This is a genomic window from Cohnella phaseoli (genome assembly GCF_003386235.1).
Taxonomy (GTDB): domain Bacteria; phylum Bacillota; class Bacilli; order Paenibacillales; family Paenibacillaceae; genus Cohnella; species Cohnella phaseoli.
Window position 1 is genome coordinate 25,565 of record NZ_QRDZ01000032.1, and the last position, 16,181, is coordinate 41,745.

Below are 16,181 nucleotides of genomic sequence, written 5' to 3' on the forward strand. Positions count from 1 at the left end.
TATTCAAGGAGGTATTTATGAAAAGCAAAAAATCGTTCCGGTTTTTGTCCCTGACATTGGCCTTGGCGGTGCTAGCCCCGGCGGGTGCAGCATCGGCCGCTTCAAGCGAAGATACTCCGGCGGTTTACGAGGACACGCGGAAAGCCGCATCCGAGGCGGCGGATCTCCTGACGCAACAATACGGCACAACAAGCATTCAATATGCGCTGATCGACCAAGACCAGATCGTCGCCTCCGGACAATCCGGCATCAACGACAAAGAAGGCAAGAAGCCGCTCTCGGCAGAGACGATGTACGGTATCGGCTCGGTAAGCAAAATGTTCACAACGGCAGCCGTGATGAAGCTCGCGGACGAAGGCAAAATCGATCTGGATACGCCCGTTACTAAGTACATTCCGGAATTCAAGATGGAGGACGAGCGGTACAAACAGATTACTCCGCGCATGCTGCTGAACCACTCCGCCGGATTTAACGGATCGTCTCTGGCGAACGCTTTTCTGCTTGAAGATAACGATACATACGCGCACGATACGCTGCTGGAGCAGTTGGCTGGGCAGAAATTAAAAGCCGATCCGGGAGCTTATTCGGTCTATTGCAACGACTGCTTTACTCTAGCGGAAATTTTGGTAGAAAAGGTTGGCGGCATCGATTTCACGTCCTACATCCATCGCAATTTTACCGAGCCGCTGAATCTGAAGAACACGAAGACGCCTTTGGACGAGCCAAGCGGCTCCAAGATGGCGGGACTCTATCTTCCCGGCATTGAAGATCAGCTTCCGAACGAGACGGTGAACGTCATCGGAACGGGAGGAATTTACTCCACGGCAGAGGACCTGGTTCGCTTCTCGCAGATTTTCACAGGGCAAACCGATGGTGTTCTATCGTCCGAAGCCGCGGAAGAAATGGCCCAGGCGGAGTATAAAAAGGGATTGTGGCCCGAGGATGCCGACAACTCGATCGACTACGGATTGGGTTGGGATAGCGTGAATCTGTTCCCGTTCGGTGAATACGACATTCAGGCGCTGACTAAAGGCGGAGACACCATTCTGTATCACGCGGCGCTGGTCGTTCTTCCGGGGAAGAATATGGCAGCGGCTGTACTCTCGTCCGGAGGCTCCAGCGCGACCAACCAGCTTCTGGCAAGCCAGATTCTTCTTCACGCCCTGAAGGAGAAAGGCGAGATCGAACAGTTCAAAGCGGATAAGTCGTACGGCAGACCGATTAAAACCGAAATGCCGAAGGAACGGATGGAAGATTCGGGAATCTACGGCTCTACCAATCAAGTGATGAAGGTAGACATCTCCGAGAACGGAGAAATGTCGATCTCCCTCCCCCAAGTGCCGGCATATCCGCCCGAGAAATACGTCTACGCGGCGGACGGCTCGTTCAGGAGCGAAGACGGAAGCGTGAAGATCAACGTGGTGGAAGAGAAAAATGGACGCACCTACCTGTGGACCCGTCAATACCTCTCTCTTCCGGGACTCGGCCAGATGGCTTTGTCGCAGTATTCCGCCGAGAAGCTTGAGTCTGTCTCCGTCCCGCAGACGACGTCGGAGGCTTGGGCTAAGCGCGATGGCAAACGTTATTATCCGATCAACGAGAAATATACGTCCCTCTCTTATTTGCTGGCCTCATCCCTGCAAATTCAGCTGATTGAAGAGGCTCCGGGCTACGTGTTGGATAAGAAAATGACGGGACCGAATACCGCCGCGGCCAACCTGGAGCTTCCAGGTGTAGGCGGAAGAGACGCCAACGAATTCAGCTTTTTCGAGGATAACGGCATTGAATATTTGAATCTCGGCGGCAGTCTGTTCGTAGGCGAAGAAGCGTTGAAGCCGATTTATTCGGGCGGCAGCTCCTCGCTTACCCTTCCAGACAACGGATACGCCAAATGGTTCACGATTCCCGATCGCGCCGTCGGCAAGACCATCAAAGTAACTCCGCCGTCTAAAGGCTCTTATTCTGTATACGACGAGAACGGGATTTGCGTGGATTTCGGCATCGTCAATCCGGACCATACGACTGTGCTGCCCGAAAACGGCATCATCGTGTTCGCCGGCGAAGCCGGAGCGAAGTTTGACATTCGCTTAATTAATTAGTCCTCATTGTTGCTGCAAATACCGTTCGAAAAAGGCTCGCACTAAGCAGGAAAGTTCTACGATCCTGCCAATGCGAGCCTTTTCTTTTGCGTTAAGCGCGGTAAGATCTAACCGTCAATCTGGCATGCCCCCCGATGCCCGACGGGAGCACCGATTTGCCGTAGAGGTTATCCAGGGTATTGGCAATCTGCAGCTCAATGCGGTTCACGCCGGGAACTACCCATTTCGTCACATCCCAGTTGTACGGAGGCCATAGTCTGACTCCTGCGTCCTTGCCGTTAATGGTGAGCCGCGCCGTCTCCCGAATGTCCTCGACCTCGAGCTCGATCGCGATCTCCTCGTCGTCGCTTCCGTCCGTCGTCTCGAGCGCCCAATCGAAGCTTTGCCGATATACGCCTTTGCCCGACAGATAGGGATATCCCCCATTCGTCCAGTAGCCCGAAAGCCGGGACGCCGGAGCCGTCAACGCTCCTTCCCCGGTCACCGAGAACTCGCCCGTCAAAAATGCGGGATAAGCAAAATTAGGCATGGGCTCCAGCAAGGAGAAAGTCAAAATCTCAATTGTATTGTCCCCGCTGCGAAGATAAGGGGAAATATCGACCCAGCTATAAAAGCGATCCTGCCACTGCGCCGGATCCAGCGCGGGGAGCCGCTCGCCGTTAACGAAGATTTCGATGCTGCGGCGACGCGACAGGAACCCGATATGCGATTGGATTTCCTGCTTCAGATCGTCAAGCACCAGATATACGCCGCGGCGCTCCCGATCAGGCGCCTCCGCCTGTACGCCGTTTGTCTCCTTCAGCGCCTCGATCAGCTCTTCCTTGACTTGAATCGTCTTACGAAACGTATTGACCTGGCCCGGCATTCTTACCGGCATTCTCGCTTGGCGATCGTTCATCGTCACTTCCCAACGGTCGAGAATGAGAGCATTGCGATCCGCCGGTTCAAAATCCCATTCCGAAGAAAGCTCAACCGTCTGCTGGCCGATCGCGCGCGGCATGGCTGTCGCCGCTCGCGGCGCGTCCCCGGGACTCGGAGCCACGATGCGCAGTTGCCCAGGAGCCAGCCGGAATTCCAGCAGATCTTGCTCGGCCAACACACGAATCTGTCCCGTCTCCAGCTCCCATTCCTCCAATTGTTCGCCGGTTGGCCGATATTGAAGCTGCGCCGGGGAATCCGACCAGTTGAACAGCCATGTAAACGTTCGACCGGCGATCCGTTTCCCCGTTATGACGACCTGCTCCTCGCTTTGCTGAGGAACGGACCACGGACCGGCCGGATCTTCGTCGGACAGTCGATCGCGCAATTCCTCGCACAGCGCTAACGTATCGTCGCTGCGAAGCTGTTCGGATGTCATAAAGAGCGTTCGACCGGCGCCGCACGCGTGTCCGCCGCCAATCCTGACGGGGCCCGGAAACCATTTATCGACGCACTCCGCCAGCTCGGGATCGTTCGCAACAACAGTACTGTGAATGGGCAGCTCATCAAGCGCGATCAACATCCCCCCGGCACGGACGAACTCGAGCAGCTTCCGCGCCGTCTCCAGTCCCATCACCTTCATAGCCGGCAAAATCACAATCGGGAATCCGCCCTCGCAATTCGGGAAAGCCAGTCCCTCTTCCGAGACCGTTCCGCGCTCAATCTGCGCCTCATCCGCATATTCGAAATCCAATCTATTACGGATCAGCCTGTCTGATAGGAAAGAAAACAACTCGTCCGCTTTCAGGTCCCGAAATGCCTTTCCGTCTCGAAACATCTCCTGGTATACGGTATGAATCGGCGAAACCAGCAGTATTTTCGATACGGACTTGCCCAGGCTGCCAAGCATGCACAGTCGTCCGGTATAGTCGGCGAAGCTGCGATAATGCTCCCAATGGGGCGCATGATAGAATTCGGTCTGGGGGAAGTCGGTTTTCCGATACCCCTCGAACGAATAATAGAAAGCATGCGGAATAAATAAGTTAACGCCAAGAAACGCCATAAAGTTGGCATCCACTCGCCTGTCTCTCATCGAATACCCGTGGTCGCTCGCTCCGAAGGCCTCGCACACGACTCTCGGCTTCCCCTCCAAGCGAGCGACAGAGGAAGCGCATTTGACCGATAAAATGCGATAAGGATTCTCTTTCGTGCCGATCCCCTTCGTCAGATAGTCAACGCCCGGGTAATGAAATTGCTGCAGCACCTTCGTCTGGTTTCCTTGGGAGCGCGCCTGCCCCCAGAGCGGCTCCTCAAGCGTATGACCGATGTAAGCCAAGCCTCTCGTCTCGCACCACCGACTCAGCGTGCCATGATAAGCGTCCACGTACCAACGGGTTAAGGCCCCGTAGTAATGCTCGCGCACGGTATGACTGGCATCCTCAAGCTCATATAGAAGAGCGCCCAGCAAAGGACGGAGCGAGTAACCCTGTTCCGCTTCGAATCTCGACAGCAGATTTCGCGTCCAGCCCAGAACGTATCCCGGCAAATTGTCGTTTAACGTCCGGACGGATGTCCGGATGGCTTCCGTGCCGAAAAATCCGTCGTGTATCATCAACCCCGGCTCATCGGTGAATATGCCTCGGATCGTGTGACCGAAATGCTCCCGCAGCTCCATAAACGGCTCGTAACCGACGTCAACGAAAGCTTGCACCGCCTCGGGATTCATCGTGTCCAGATAATATCCCGCTCCGAAGGTGACCTTCTCGGCAATCTCGCACTCCCAGCAAGCCAGAATGACATACTTGCCGGAATGGGACGGAGCCCAGTCCTGTCCCCGCAAATCCGTAATCTCGATCGGATCCTTCGCAAGAACGACCCGTTCTCCTTCTTCCTGCAGCACCCGGTAGGCGAGCAAGGCGATCAGCTCGTTATTCTCTTCCTGCCGAAAATCGAGCCGGACCGTCCCCCCGCCCTCGTGCCGCTTCTCCTCCAGCCGCAAATAGCGCATGCGGTATTCGGGATGACGCCGAGTCAGCTTTCCGCCGAAAGTACCGCTCGGCCAATTGTCTTCATCGTACAGCCATACTTCCATTCCCCGCTTCTTGCATTCTTCCGTGCAGAAAGCCAGCATGTCCAAGTATTCGCGCGACATGTACTCCGCGCTTTTGCCGTGCCGCGAATGAAGCACGACGCCTCCGACGCCTTGCCGTTTCATCTCTTCAAGCTGCCATTCCAGTTCTTCCTTCTTGTAATCGTGATTCAGGAACCAGAACGGCTGCGGTCGGTATTCCGAAGCAGGATCGAAGAACTGCTCTTCAATGTCATGGAACAAACTCATCCTAAATCCCCTCCCTGTATCCGTTGATCGGCCGTTGGGCGTCGAGTACAGGATAACGTTATCGGGAACCGCTTGTCTACACCATTCGTTCAGGCCCCGGACAAATAAACGGACCCGATATCGGGGATCGGAAACACCAACGGGATGACTGCATCCGCCCGTCTAGAGGTTAAAGCCTTCCCAGGCCAGATCCTCCAAGGCTGCTTGCCGATTTAAACCGGAGACGGACTCTCTCTGCCCCGGCAGCAGCATCAAATAGTTACGGTCCAACACGATTGGTCCGGTATCGCCCTTCGGCTTCAGGAATACGCCAAGCGCGGCGACCGCCCCTACGTTCTCGACTTCAATCGTATCGCCGACTTGTCTGACGGCGATCTCGGCCGAGGGCAGGCAGCGCAACGAAGCAAGCGGCGGGGCGCCCTCATTCTCCGCGACCGCGAACAGATAATCGTCGCGCAGCGGTTCCTGGCCGGAGACGGCAAGCTCCACCCTGAGCAGAAAAACTCCGGCGGCCGCGTCAGCCTGAACTTGCCATTCGATACGCCCGATCGAGAGGACGCCGCTTCCAGCGGATACGACCCCCTCCAACTGCCGGTTCGCCAGCAATTGACCGCTAAATCTGTAGATCGAAGCCGATACGACGGCTCCGCTGCCGGACGGCAACGCCTCGCCTTGCTCGTCATGAAGGTATAGCTCCGCTACGAAACGCTCGCCGGCCCGATAAGAGAGCTTATCGTAACGCGCAGATACAAACCGTGGAGAAAATGCTTTCTTCATCGCATAATAAGCCGGCTTCGGCATACCGCCGTATTCGACAAGCGAAGTGTTGGCGCAGTTGGCGAACGGCTCGTTGCCCATCCACACGATGAAGCCCGACGCAGCGGGTTCCCGCCGTCTAACCGCCTCCGCGGCGTAACGCAGAGACTCCCATTGCAAATAGCGACTCGCTTGCGCGTAGATCTCCAATTCGTCCCGGCTCTCGCTCCACGGCCCGAACCATTCCCCGAGCTGGTCCCATTGAATCCACCATGCGCCGCGATGCACCCAATACGGGTTATTCCGGTTCGGCGGCCAGACCGTAAATTCGTCCTTCCACTTATGAAGCGTATCCGCACTCGCCATCCCTGGCGTTCCGGTCTCCGACCGGAACAAGGCATCGTCGCGATTGAAATAGGCGTAATGAGCCGTATCGCCTAAGTATTGCCACGGCCCGTGAACGTCGTGATGAACGCCTTTCCCGAAATCGCGTTCCTCCGCGGTGAATCTCGGGCCGGATGCGCTCGCCGGCAAGAAGGGACGTCCCGGATCGAGTTCGCCGACCAGCCGCTTCAGCATCGCGATGTTGGCATGTCGCTCGTCGACGGGCACGAACCCCTCCCACATCAGCTCGTTGCCGCCGCACCAGAGAAGCAGGCTCGGGTGCGCCCGTTTCTCCAGAATCGCGTGCGTCGCGGCCTGCCTCAAGCGATTCATGAAGCTCTCCTCGCTCGAAGGACAATTGTTGATGCCGCTAGACGATTGCAGAAAATCCTGCCAGACGAGCAGTCCGTTCGCGTCGCAAAAATCGTAGAACGCCTCGTGTTCGAATATCGCGCCGCCCCATACCCGCAGTACATTGATATTCATCGCTTTGAACGTACTTAGATCCGCTTCGTAATGCCTTTGCTCGATCGTACCGTAAAAGGGGGAAATCGGAACCCAGTTGACACCCTTGAGGAAGATTCGTCTCCCGTTTACGACCGCCGTGTAAGGCAGGGCTCCGGCCGGTCCGTTGTCGTTGGCCGCCATCGCGATCCGTCGGAAACCGACTTTCTTCTCCGCTTCCGCCTGCACGCGTCCACTTTCATCCGTCAATCGCACTTTGGCGGTATACAGGTACGGCGCGCCTAACCCGGCCGGCCACCACAGCTCCGTCTTATCCAAGCGAATCGACTGGCCTACCGCGTTGATTCCCCCGTTCAAGGACACGATCGCCCGTTCCAGAGCCACGCATTGTCCGGATGCATCCGCGATTTCGTATTCCGCTAGCAAGTTGCCGGCATACAGAACATCCAACTTTAAGTTAAAATCGACTTCGCCCGACTCCAGATCTTCTCCGGGAACCGTTCTCGGGTAAAAATCGACGATCTTCGCCTGGCTGTACGTGCGCACGCCGACGCCTTTCCAAATGCCGACCGGCACGATTCGCGGACACCAGTCCCACACGTAGTTGAACCGCGATTTGACCATGTCGATCCGTTCCGTGTACCCGTATTGTCCGTCCACTTCCGGAGTCTGATAGAAAAGCACGTACAAGTGGTTGGGACCGTCCTTGGCCGTTCTGATGCAGGAGGTCACATCGATGATATGCGGCGTGAACATGCCTTCGAAAGAGGCGACCTTCGTCCCGTTCAGCATGATTTCTCCTGCGTAATCCAGCCCCTCGAATACCAATTCACAGCGGCTTTCGACCCAACCGTCCGGCAGCTCGAACGTCTTCTCGAACGCCCATTCGCGGTTGCCCACCCACTCGGACTCCAGGCTCCTGAGCCCGATATTCGGATCGGATATTCGGCCCGCCCTTAGCAAGTCGGCCTGAACCGCGCCCGGAACGGCCGCGGGCAGCGGACCTACCGCCGGAGGAAAGGCGGTTCCGAGCTCCATCGACACCGTAAACTTCCATTGATTCCGGTACCAGCCGGTCAACGTCCAGTCGCTGCCGTTTAATGAGTGGTTTTTCAACTTACGTCACCTCTATCTTCCCGTCGATTAGCGGCTACAGGTTGTCGGCAACGACTTTATTGGTCCCCGTGGCCCCGTCATAAATCCCGCTGCCGGATTCGGACGTATCGTTATCCGTGACGATGTAGTAATTCAATACGCGGGTTCCGTCGTCGAACAGTCCGATGCCGTTCCGGTCGTAATCGCTGTATACGCGATTATTGCTGACGATGACATGCTTGCCGCCTTCGATCTGCACGCTGTCGCAAGTCGTGCAATTGCCGGCATTCAAGCGGTTATAGACGACATTGCGCTCCAGCATATTCCCCGTAATCGTCACGTTGTCTCCCATGGAGAAAATGCCCTGAAGCTGCTGATCGCCAATCCGGTTATCCGCGATCGTAATTCGACTGGCTCCCGCCTCGATCAGGATTCCTCTGCGAGTCGCCGTCCCCTCTTCGTCTCCCGCGCCAATCCAGGAATCCGCCACCGTTACGCGAGAGGAGCTGCCGGCGATATAGATTTGCTGGTGATGCGCATTCTCGATAATGCAGTTGACGATGTAACGGGCAAACCCGGTGCCCCCGCTCACGATGCCATAGTTATACGCCGCTCCGTTAATGACGGTCGTCGTGTCGATATTGATACCGTTCGAATCCCCTTCCATCAACACGCCTACGTTGGTCGGCTCCAGAAAGTTGGCCGACATTTTGTAATCCGCTCCCGACCAGAAAACGACGTTAGCACCCGGAAAAACCGCATTTCCCCGCATACTGCCGCTTACCATCACATTCGAGTTGAGGATATTGGCAAACTGCGTATTAAATCCCGTTGCGCCCTTCACACCGACGGAAATGCCGTAACCGGCATTGTACACTGTAACGCCGTCTATCGTCGTAAACCGGGCATACTCGACTCGGATTCCATAGGAAGGAGAATTCGCGACATCCGAGTTCGGGGCGACGGAACGATCGACCGTCAGGTTTTTCACTTTGTTATGCGTGGTCTGATGCATATCCGTCGTATGGCCGATATGGATCACCGCATCCGTGCTTTTGTCGAGAAAAATGGCCGAGCCTTTTCCCGTGCCTTCGAGTTGCACGTTATGACCGGTCACGCGCAGAGTCGAACTGATCTTGTAGCTCCCCTTCGGGAAAAAGACGACTCCGCCGCCCGCGCTTTGGGCATCGTTAATCGCGCTCTGAATAGCCGTCGTATCATCGGTCGTGCCGTCGCCAGCCGCATTATACGGCGCGGCTTTGACGTTGTAATCGGAGCCGCTTGCCGCTTCGGCTCTCGGAGGCACCACGCCGATAACCCCCCAAATCACCAACGCTGCCAGAAGGGCAGCCGTTATTCTGTTTGAAATCATCCGATATCCTACCATCTTGTTCGTTCCTCCCATGAGTTGAATTTTAATAGCCGTACATCTAAATTCGAGTGCAATCTACAACCAGAACGCCTGGCGCATCCGGGATCGCCAGCATTAATCCGCGCTGCAGCTCTTCACCCGTTAGGACGCCGATTTCCTCATGACCAAGCACGTCCAGCAAACGGTACGTTCCGCTTGCGTCCACCCAGGGAAAACGAACCGTCTCCTCCTTTAGCCCGCTTGTCTCCGGCCGAAATAGAAGAACCCAGCCCTCTCCCTTCTCTGACACCTTGGCCGCCCCGTCCCAGATCCCGGAAGCGGACGCAACCCTTCCGCCCTCCGTCGAATACGGCTCATAGCGGCGATCCGCATGCTCCCGGCAGTCCGGAGCGCGAAGCGAATCGGAAACCCGGAAGAAGTCGTAGACATCAAGCTTGCCGCGATAAGATTTGACCCAATCGATCCAATAACGGTAATGCGCCTTGTCTTCCTCCGACAGCTGCCGCAAATCCCCGTAATACAAGCCGTGCGCAAGAAGCGCCGACCAGAAGCCGTAGCTCTTCGCCAGCGGGTCCGTCAAGTGACAAGAGCCGAAATTCAGTGTGTAGCTGGGGACGATCCGACTCCGGTTATGGATAATCCGGCGAAGCGGCTCCAGCCATCCGGTGTCTTGATTCGTGACCCAGTTCTGATGAGCATGCTGGATGTGGGCCAAGTCGGTCCCGTGCAAAACCCCGTATAGCTCGAAGGACAAATCGACGAGACAATCCGGGTTTCTGCGCCTGATCTCGTCCATGATCCGGAACATGCTGCGGTAAATGCCCAAATGCGAGGATTTCGCAGTCGGATGATGATGGTCTTGAGCATGGCACCCGATCGATTTCCCGGGATTATAGGGATCGCGCACCGATGCCAGATCGAGCTTGAGCAGCGAAACTCCGTATCGTTTGACGACGGTATCGATTTGATCGATGATCCAATCGGCGTAGCCGGAGTCCAAGCACATGATTTGCGTATCCGTCCAGCCGACCATAAAGCTTCGTCCGCCGTCTTCGTCGATCTGTCTCCATTCGGGATGGCTCCGTGCGATTTCCGAATCGACATGAACGTTCGGGACGGACATCCACAGCCCCAGCTTCATGTTATGTTTGCGGCAAGCCTCGACGACCGGCTCGAGACCGTTCGGAAACTTCCGCGGATGCGGGCGGTAATCGCCGTGGTCCACATGCCAGCCAAAGTCGAGTTGATAAGCGTCGACCCCCAGTTCCGCCGCGATCCGGATATTTTCCAGCACGATCTCTTCCGTAATTTCGCTTTGAAAAGTTTCCCAAGTGTTGACCGTAAAAGTCGGAATGTCTCGCGCCCTGGCAATCGCCAGAATATTTCCCACGAAATCGCGGAACGGGCCATCCACCGCGTCCTGCAAGCCTCCCGCGAACGGAAGCAGGAACCCTGCGTCCGTCTCGAACGATTCGCCCTCTTCCAAAACCCACTCAAAGACGGTTTCTTCGTTGAAGTTGTACGCGATTCGCATCCGGTCCGGTTCCCGGAACAGCTCCAGCCGCTTCATGGAGCCGGGTGCTTCGGTCGCGACCAGAATGCCGGCATCAAGCTCGGGCCATACGACCCCCATCGCGCTTTCGTCCATGTTGTCGGCGGCTTCCAGTGAATTTCTAGTGAAATATTGATGACATACGCTCCTGCCTTCGCCGGAGGCGAGCCGCAAATCCTCCCAAGTCATGTACTGAAGCCGCAGCGGATCCGGAAACTGGTTGCGAACCCGGATTCTCTTGCGGATGACGGGATAGTCCCGGTAGACGTCGAACGCCAATTCGACATGCAGATTGCCTCGCGATTCATCCCACGGCTCCGGTCCGAACGGCTTGAAGACCTGCTCTTCTGACGGTTTCAGCTCCAATCGGAAAATCCATCTCTCCCCTTCGGCGAATTTCGTCGTTTCATGAGCAACGCAGCGGAAATGCTCGCACTGGAAAAACCTCATCGATTCCTTCATATAACCGGCGAAAGCAAACTCGTATCCGCCTTCTTGCAGCAACTCGATGCCGCGGTACCCGAGGGATGCCGTTCGAAGCGTTCCGGCCTCGTCGATCGAGATCGATCTCCGAAAACCGTTTGTCTCCAATTCAAAGGTTAGGGGTTGCACAAGATCACTTCCTCTTCTCGTGATGAAAAAGATAACTCGATCGTCTCCAGCTTTTTCCCGCCTATCGATGCGGAAATACTCGTCCCATCCACGCGGATCTGTTCGAAGCGGCGTTCGTCCAGATCAACGCGATAGGCAGCGTCAATCGGTTGGTGAAACTCCAGCTTGCATGACTTCTCTGTGTCCGTCGCGTTGAACAACCGCACGATGACGCGTTCCTCGCGGTCTTCCCCCGCTTTGACGGCGGAGACTTGCACGCCGTCCGAGCCCTCCACCGTAAGGAACGAAGCCGTCGCAAGAAAAGAACCGGTATAATGAAACGGGTCCTCCCGAACGACCTTGCAACGATCGCGGTCGACGGTACGGGGTTCCTGGACATAGGACTGCCAGCCTTTCCATAGTTTTTCGGCGAACGCGTCCCCCGGGGAGTAAGGATATACCGCGTATTCGAACGTCAGCTCTTGCAGGAGCTGTCCGCTGTCATCGCCGTCGCTCAGAACCTCCTTGTGCGTCGACCGGTACAAGGTTAACGACGCGGTCACGTCTTGGTCTTCCGACATCGCCGCCTCGTACAGCCCTTTGCTCAGAATGGCGAGACCCGCCTTGTCGTCGTGAACGGCCACGATGCCGTTATGGGGAACGACTTCCGAAGCCGTCTCCAGGTAATCCCGGTAATCCGGACGCCCAAGCGAGCGTTTCACTAGATCGAACGGCGTACTCGTATAATAATGGTCCGCTTCCCGGCCTGTCGGGAATTTCAGCGAGAGCCGGTGATCCCGGGCGGCATTTGCGACTTTCGTACGGAAATGGACGACCGGATCGTCTTTGCGAAGCTCGATCAGTGTCTCGATGGCAAGCTCGGTCGATTCGGCGCTTCGCTGCAGTCCTCCGGGAACCGCGCCAACCGGAACGCGCAGCCCCAGGTTCACCACGATGATTGTCACCAGAGGACCGTCCGACCGGATCGAGATGCCGGCGTTCCCTCCCAGCGAAGTATATACGGAATCAAGCGCCGGAGCCGCGCGGTTCCACCCTTCCCCGACATCGCCGTCGTCTTCGAAACGGTGCAGACCCGAGAAAGCTTCTCCCGTCGCATGATCGAGAACCGTTACGGAGCCGTCCCCATGAACCGTTAAGCGAACCCTGCCGTTATCCCAGGACCGTCCGTCAACTCGCATCGTCCCCGGATTCCGAACGGGAACGGCCAACGCGTATCCGGCGTATTCTCCCGCGCCAGGGGGCTTGGACGAGATCGTCCGAATGCCGAACGTCCGGTATCCGAAGGAAGGAACGCTCGCGGATACGGCGACCCGATACCAATCTGCGGCTTCCGCATAGGGAATATCTCGGTAAGGTCTCCAGGTGTGCGTCGCGTTTTTCTTGACGTCAAGCAACTGATAAGGAAGCTCTTCCCCGTTCTCTCCATAAATCCGGAATCCGTCTGCGCCGACGGTAGGGCCGGGCAAACCCGTCTTCGCATCGGCGGGAAGGAAGAATTCGAGAGCTATGACGCCGGAGCGCTCGAAACGGGACGGATTGAAGGCCGTCACGATCCGCTCCCCGGTCAAAGCGGAAGCATCGATATGATTCGATATGAAACGCAACTGCTCCCGAATGATGCCTTCCGACAGCAACCGGCTTTGATCGAACCGGTACTCCATGTCCTTGTGGACCTGGCGAATTGAACAGCCGCAGATTGAGTCGTGCGGATGGTTCTGCAGCAGGAATTCCCATGATTTCTCGAGAAACCGCGCCGGATAGGCCTTGCCCGACTTCAGCCGGGTAAATACGCTCCACGGCTCCGCCCATGTTTCCAGAAGCTTCTCCGCTTTCCAGTTCGCCTGCTTCAAAGGAATGCGGGAGGACAGCACATTGGCAAGCACCATGTTATTGAGTCCCGCCTGCCCGGGCGACCTTTGTTCCCCGACTAGCAGCTCCAGTTCCCCCAGCTTCGGCCGCAGCTCGTCCAAATACCGCTCCAGCGTGGAATGTTCGAAGGAGACTCCCACATCCGGAAGCCCGTTCAGCGTTCGGATCAGATTCGGAAGCTGCGGTTCGACCTCCACATGGTCCACGCCGTCGAGTCCCAGCCCCAAGCCGGTCGTCCCCCGCGCGCTTTTGTAGCTGCGCATCTCCAAGGCCCGCTCCTTCAACTTCTCGCTATCATACTGAAACCCGGACGACGCGAACGGCCAACGGAAGAAAAAGTAAAAGTCGCCGTAGGAGCGGTCCTCATCCAATTTCAGCGCGAAAACGACGGAACCGTCCGCTCCTTCCCACTGCAGCTCAGACGCCTGGTCCTTTCCCTTGAAGCCGCGGAAGAGTACCGCGTTGTCGATGCCGAAGCCGCGAAGCAGCTGGGGAAGCTGGCTGTTGTGTCCGAAGATGTCCGATACGTATCCGCTTTTGAGCGGCTCTGCCCCCCAGCTCCTCGCGCGGCGAAAACCCGCCAGCAAATTCCGGATCAGGGACTCCCCGCTAACGAGAAATTCATCCGGCATGACGTACCAAGGCCCCACCGAAATTCTTCCCGCCTGAATGAGCGCAAGCAGGCGGTCTTTATTTTCCGGCCGTATCTCCAAATAATCATCGACGAGGATCGTATGGCCGTCCATCATGAAATAACGATATTCAGGATCGTTCTCCATCACGTCCAGAAGCTCATCGATCAGATAAACCAACCGTTTGCGGAATCCCTGAAAATCCTGGTACCATTCCCGGTCCCAGTGCGTATGGGAAACGACGTGTATTTTGGTAAGCGACGGTTTCATGCACTCATGCCTTTCATAGGGTTTATCCTTTAATAGCCCCGGCGTTGATTCCGTCCATGAACGGCTTCATGGCGAACAGGAAAAGAACGACCAAGGGAATCGATGCCAAAGTATAGCCGGCCATCATGACCGTAAACTGATTGCTTCCCGGCTTGTCGACCAGAAAGGCCAACCCGATCGGCAGCGTCCGCAGACTGTCTCTACTGATCGTAACCAAGGGCCACAAAAAATCGTTCCAGGTTCGCAGAATGCTGAGAATGCTGACCGTCGCGATCATCGGAACGGTTAACGGAAGCACGAGCTGAAGCAGAATGCGAATTTCCCGGGCTCCGTCGATCCGCGCGGCTTCGATCAACCCCTGGTCGATGCTTTCGAAGAATGTTCGAAGCAGCAGCATGGCGAAGGCGAGACCCACCGCGATGCCGGGCAGAATCAAAGCGCTGTGGGAATTGAGCAGTCCCAAGTCCCGCACGAGAAGATACGAAGGGACGAACGTAAGAACGATCGGAATCATCATCGTCGCCAATAGGACCTGGTATAGGATCGCCTTGCCGGGAAAAGTGAACCGAGCGAAGATGTAGGCGGAGCCGGCGCTGACGAACAGAATGCCCGCTACCGTCAACAGCGACACCTTGACGCTGTTCCCGATATAGGGAAGCACCTTCGGCGCGGCAGTCCTGAAATTCTCGAAATGAACAGCCGTGAAATCCGGCAGGAAAAAGTTGATCGCGAGAGAACCGGTAGACTTCACGGAGGTGAACAGCATGAACAAAATCGGGTAGAACGTGGCTGCCAGCATCAGAATGACGAAAGCGTATCGGATGATCTCGGCTGTTTTACGCATGCTCATGAGACTTTCTCCCCGCTTTCTTTCGACAATCTCATGCTAAGCAAAGACAGAATGAAAATGAACGCGAATAGGGAAACGCCGATGGCGGACGCATATCCGTAACGGCCAAACAGGAAAGCATTTTTGTAAAGCAATATGCCCGGCACGACGGAGGCGTCCATCGGCCCGCCCTGCGTTAGTAGAAACACGTTGTCGTAGTTTTGGAGCAGGGAAATCAGCGATAGCAAAAGCAGAATTCTCGTCTGTCCGGCCAACATCGGAATTTCCAAATGCCACAGCGTCCTCCACGAGGTAGCGCCGTCGATTTTGGCGGCTTCGTACATTTCCTTCGGGATCTGCAGAAAACCGGCTAAATAGATCAGCGTATTGGCTCCGTTGAGCCAAGGGAATCCGGCGAACACGATGGCGGTCACCACGACCGTTACGTCGCCCAACCAGGCCTGCTGCAAAAAATCCAATCCGACGAGACCCAGAAGCCGATTCACCAGCCCTTCCGGTTCGTAGAACTTCTTCCAGAGCAGATACCCGACGATCGCGGGAATGAGCGACGGCACGATAACGAAAATCCGCATGACGTATTTGCTTTTCGCGCTCCGGATATGGTGTATAACCCAGGCCATCAAGAAGGAAATGCCGACGGCCTGGAGGATCCCCGCGACAGCCAAGATCAGAATGTTTCTCACCGCGCGCCCCAAGAGGGGCTCGTTCCAGAACAATTCCCGGTAATTGTCGAAGCCGACAAATTCCGTACGGTTGCCCCCCGACCAATCGAGCAACGAAATCTGGAATCCGCGCAAGAAAGGATAGAAGATGAAGAGCGCGATAAACGCAAAAGGAATAAGCAAAAACAGATAAAGGTACCGAGCTTTATAGACCGATTTCAATGTATGGCGCATAACACGGCTTTCCTCTCCACGGCGTCGATCGATTTCCCGAGGAGCGACACGGTCGGTACGCGTCGCCCCTTTC

8 protein-coding genes are annotated in these 16,181 nt (G+C 56.2%); 1 reads left to right on the top strand and 7 read right to left on the bottom strand.

Annotated elements, in window-relative coordinates; all coding sequences use genetic code 11:
- Nucleotides 1-17: 17 nt before the first annotated feature.
- Nucleotides 18-2,099 carry a serine hydrolase domain-containing protein gene (locus DFP98_RS30140; protein WP_116064414.1) on the top strand — a complete coding sequence of 694 codons (2,082 nt, stop codon included), beginning with the start codon at nucleotides 18-20 and terminating at the stop codon, nucleotides 2,097-2,099.
- A 91-nt stretch (nucleotides 2,100-2,190) separates the two neighbouring features.
- On the opposite strand, the gene DFP98_RS30145 is transcribed toward DFP98_RS30140, so the two are convergent.
- The 7 genes from DFP98_RS30145 to DFP98_RS30175 all read right to left on the bottom strand — a co-directional run bounded on the left by DFP98_RS30145 (nucleotide 2,191) and on the right by DFP98_RS30175 (nucleotide 16,108).
- Complete coding sequence (locus DFP98_RS30145) at nucleotides 2,191-5,355, bottom strand: glycosyl hydrolase (protein WP_116064354.1); 3,165 nt, start codon at nucleotides 5,353-5,355, stop codon at nucleotides 2,191-2,193.
- Between the two features lie 162 nt (nucleotides 5,356-5,517).
- A complete protein-coding gene (locus DFP98_RS30150) occupies nucleotides 5,518-8,076 on the bottom strand; it encodes a glycoside hydrolase family 2 protein (RefSeq protein WP_116064355.1) in 2,559 nt (852 codons plus the stop codon).
- A gap of 34 nt (nucleotides 8,077-8,110) precedes the next feature.
- Nucleotides 8,111-9,442 (bottom strand): glycosyl hydrolase family 28-related protein, encoded by a 1,332-nt coding sequence (locus tag DFP98_RS30155; RefSeq protein ID WP_181918028.1) that lies wholly within the window; start codon nucleotides 9,440-9,442, stop codon nucleotides 8,111-8,113.
- Between the two features lie 43 nt (nucleotides 9,443-9,485).
- Nucleotides 9,486-11,591, bottom strand: coding sequence for a glycoside hydrolase family 36 protein (locus DFP98_RS30160; protein WP_147310299.1), 2,106 nt, complete (start codon nucleotides 11,589-11,591; stop codon nucleotides 9,486-9,488).
- Complete coding sequence (locus DFP98_RS30165; protein WP_116064358.1) at nucleotides 11,579-14,362, bottom strand: alpha-mannosidase; 2,784 nt, start codon at nucleotides 14,360-14,362, stop codon at nucleotides 11,579-11,581. The genes DFP98_RS30160 and DFP98_RS30165 overlap by 13 nt, the downstream gene beginning before the upstream one ends.
- A 22-nt stretch (nucleotides 14,363-14,384) precedes the next feature.
- Nucleotides 14,385-15,212: a carbohydrate ABC transporter permease gene (locus tag DFP98_RS30170; protein WP_116064359.1), complete on the bottom strand. Its 828-nt coding sequence runs from the start codon at nucleotides 15,210-15,212 to the stop codon at nucleotides 14,385-14,387.
- Nucleotides 15,209-16,108: a carbohydrate ABC transporter permease gene (locus DFP98_RS30175; protein WP_116064360.1), complete on the bottom strand. Its 900-nt coding sequence runs from the start codon at nucleotides 16,106-16,108 to the stop codon at nucleotides 15,209-15,211. Before DFP98_RS30175 ends, DFP98_RS30170 begins: the two co-directional genes overlap by 4 nt.
- Nucleotides 16,109-16,181: the final 73 nt, after the last annotated feature.

What these genes read in the sequence shown, in the direction of transcription:
- DFP98_RS30175 (WP_116064360.1), bottom strand. Translation starts at nt 16,108, where the DNA reads ATGCGCCATACATTGAAATCGGTCTATAAAGCTCGGTACCTTTATCTG.
- DFP98_RS30170 (WP_116064359.1), bottom strand. Translation starts at nt 15,212, where the DNA reads ATGAGCATGCGTAAAACAGCCGAGATCATCCGATACGCTTTCGTCATT.
- DFP98_RS30165 (WP_116064358.1), bottom strand. Translation starts at nt 14,362, where the DNA reads ATGAAACCGTCGCTTACCAAAATACACGTCGTTTCCCATACGCACTGG.
- DFP98_RS30140 (WP_116064414.1), top strand. Translation starts at nt 18, where the DNA reads ATGAAAAGCAAAAAATCGTTCCGGTTTTTGTCCCTGACATTGGCCTTG.
- DFP98_RS30155 (WP_181918028.1), bottom strand. Translation starts at nt 9,442, where the DNA reads ATGGTAGGATATCGGATGATTTCAAACAGAATAACGGCTGCCCTTCTG.
- DFP98_RS30145 (WP_116064354.1), bottom strand. Translation starts at nt 5,355, where the DNA reads ATGAGTTTGTTCCATGACATTGAAGAGCAGTTCTTCGATCCTGCTTCG.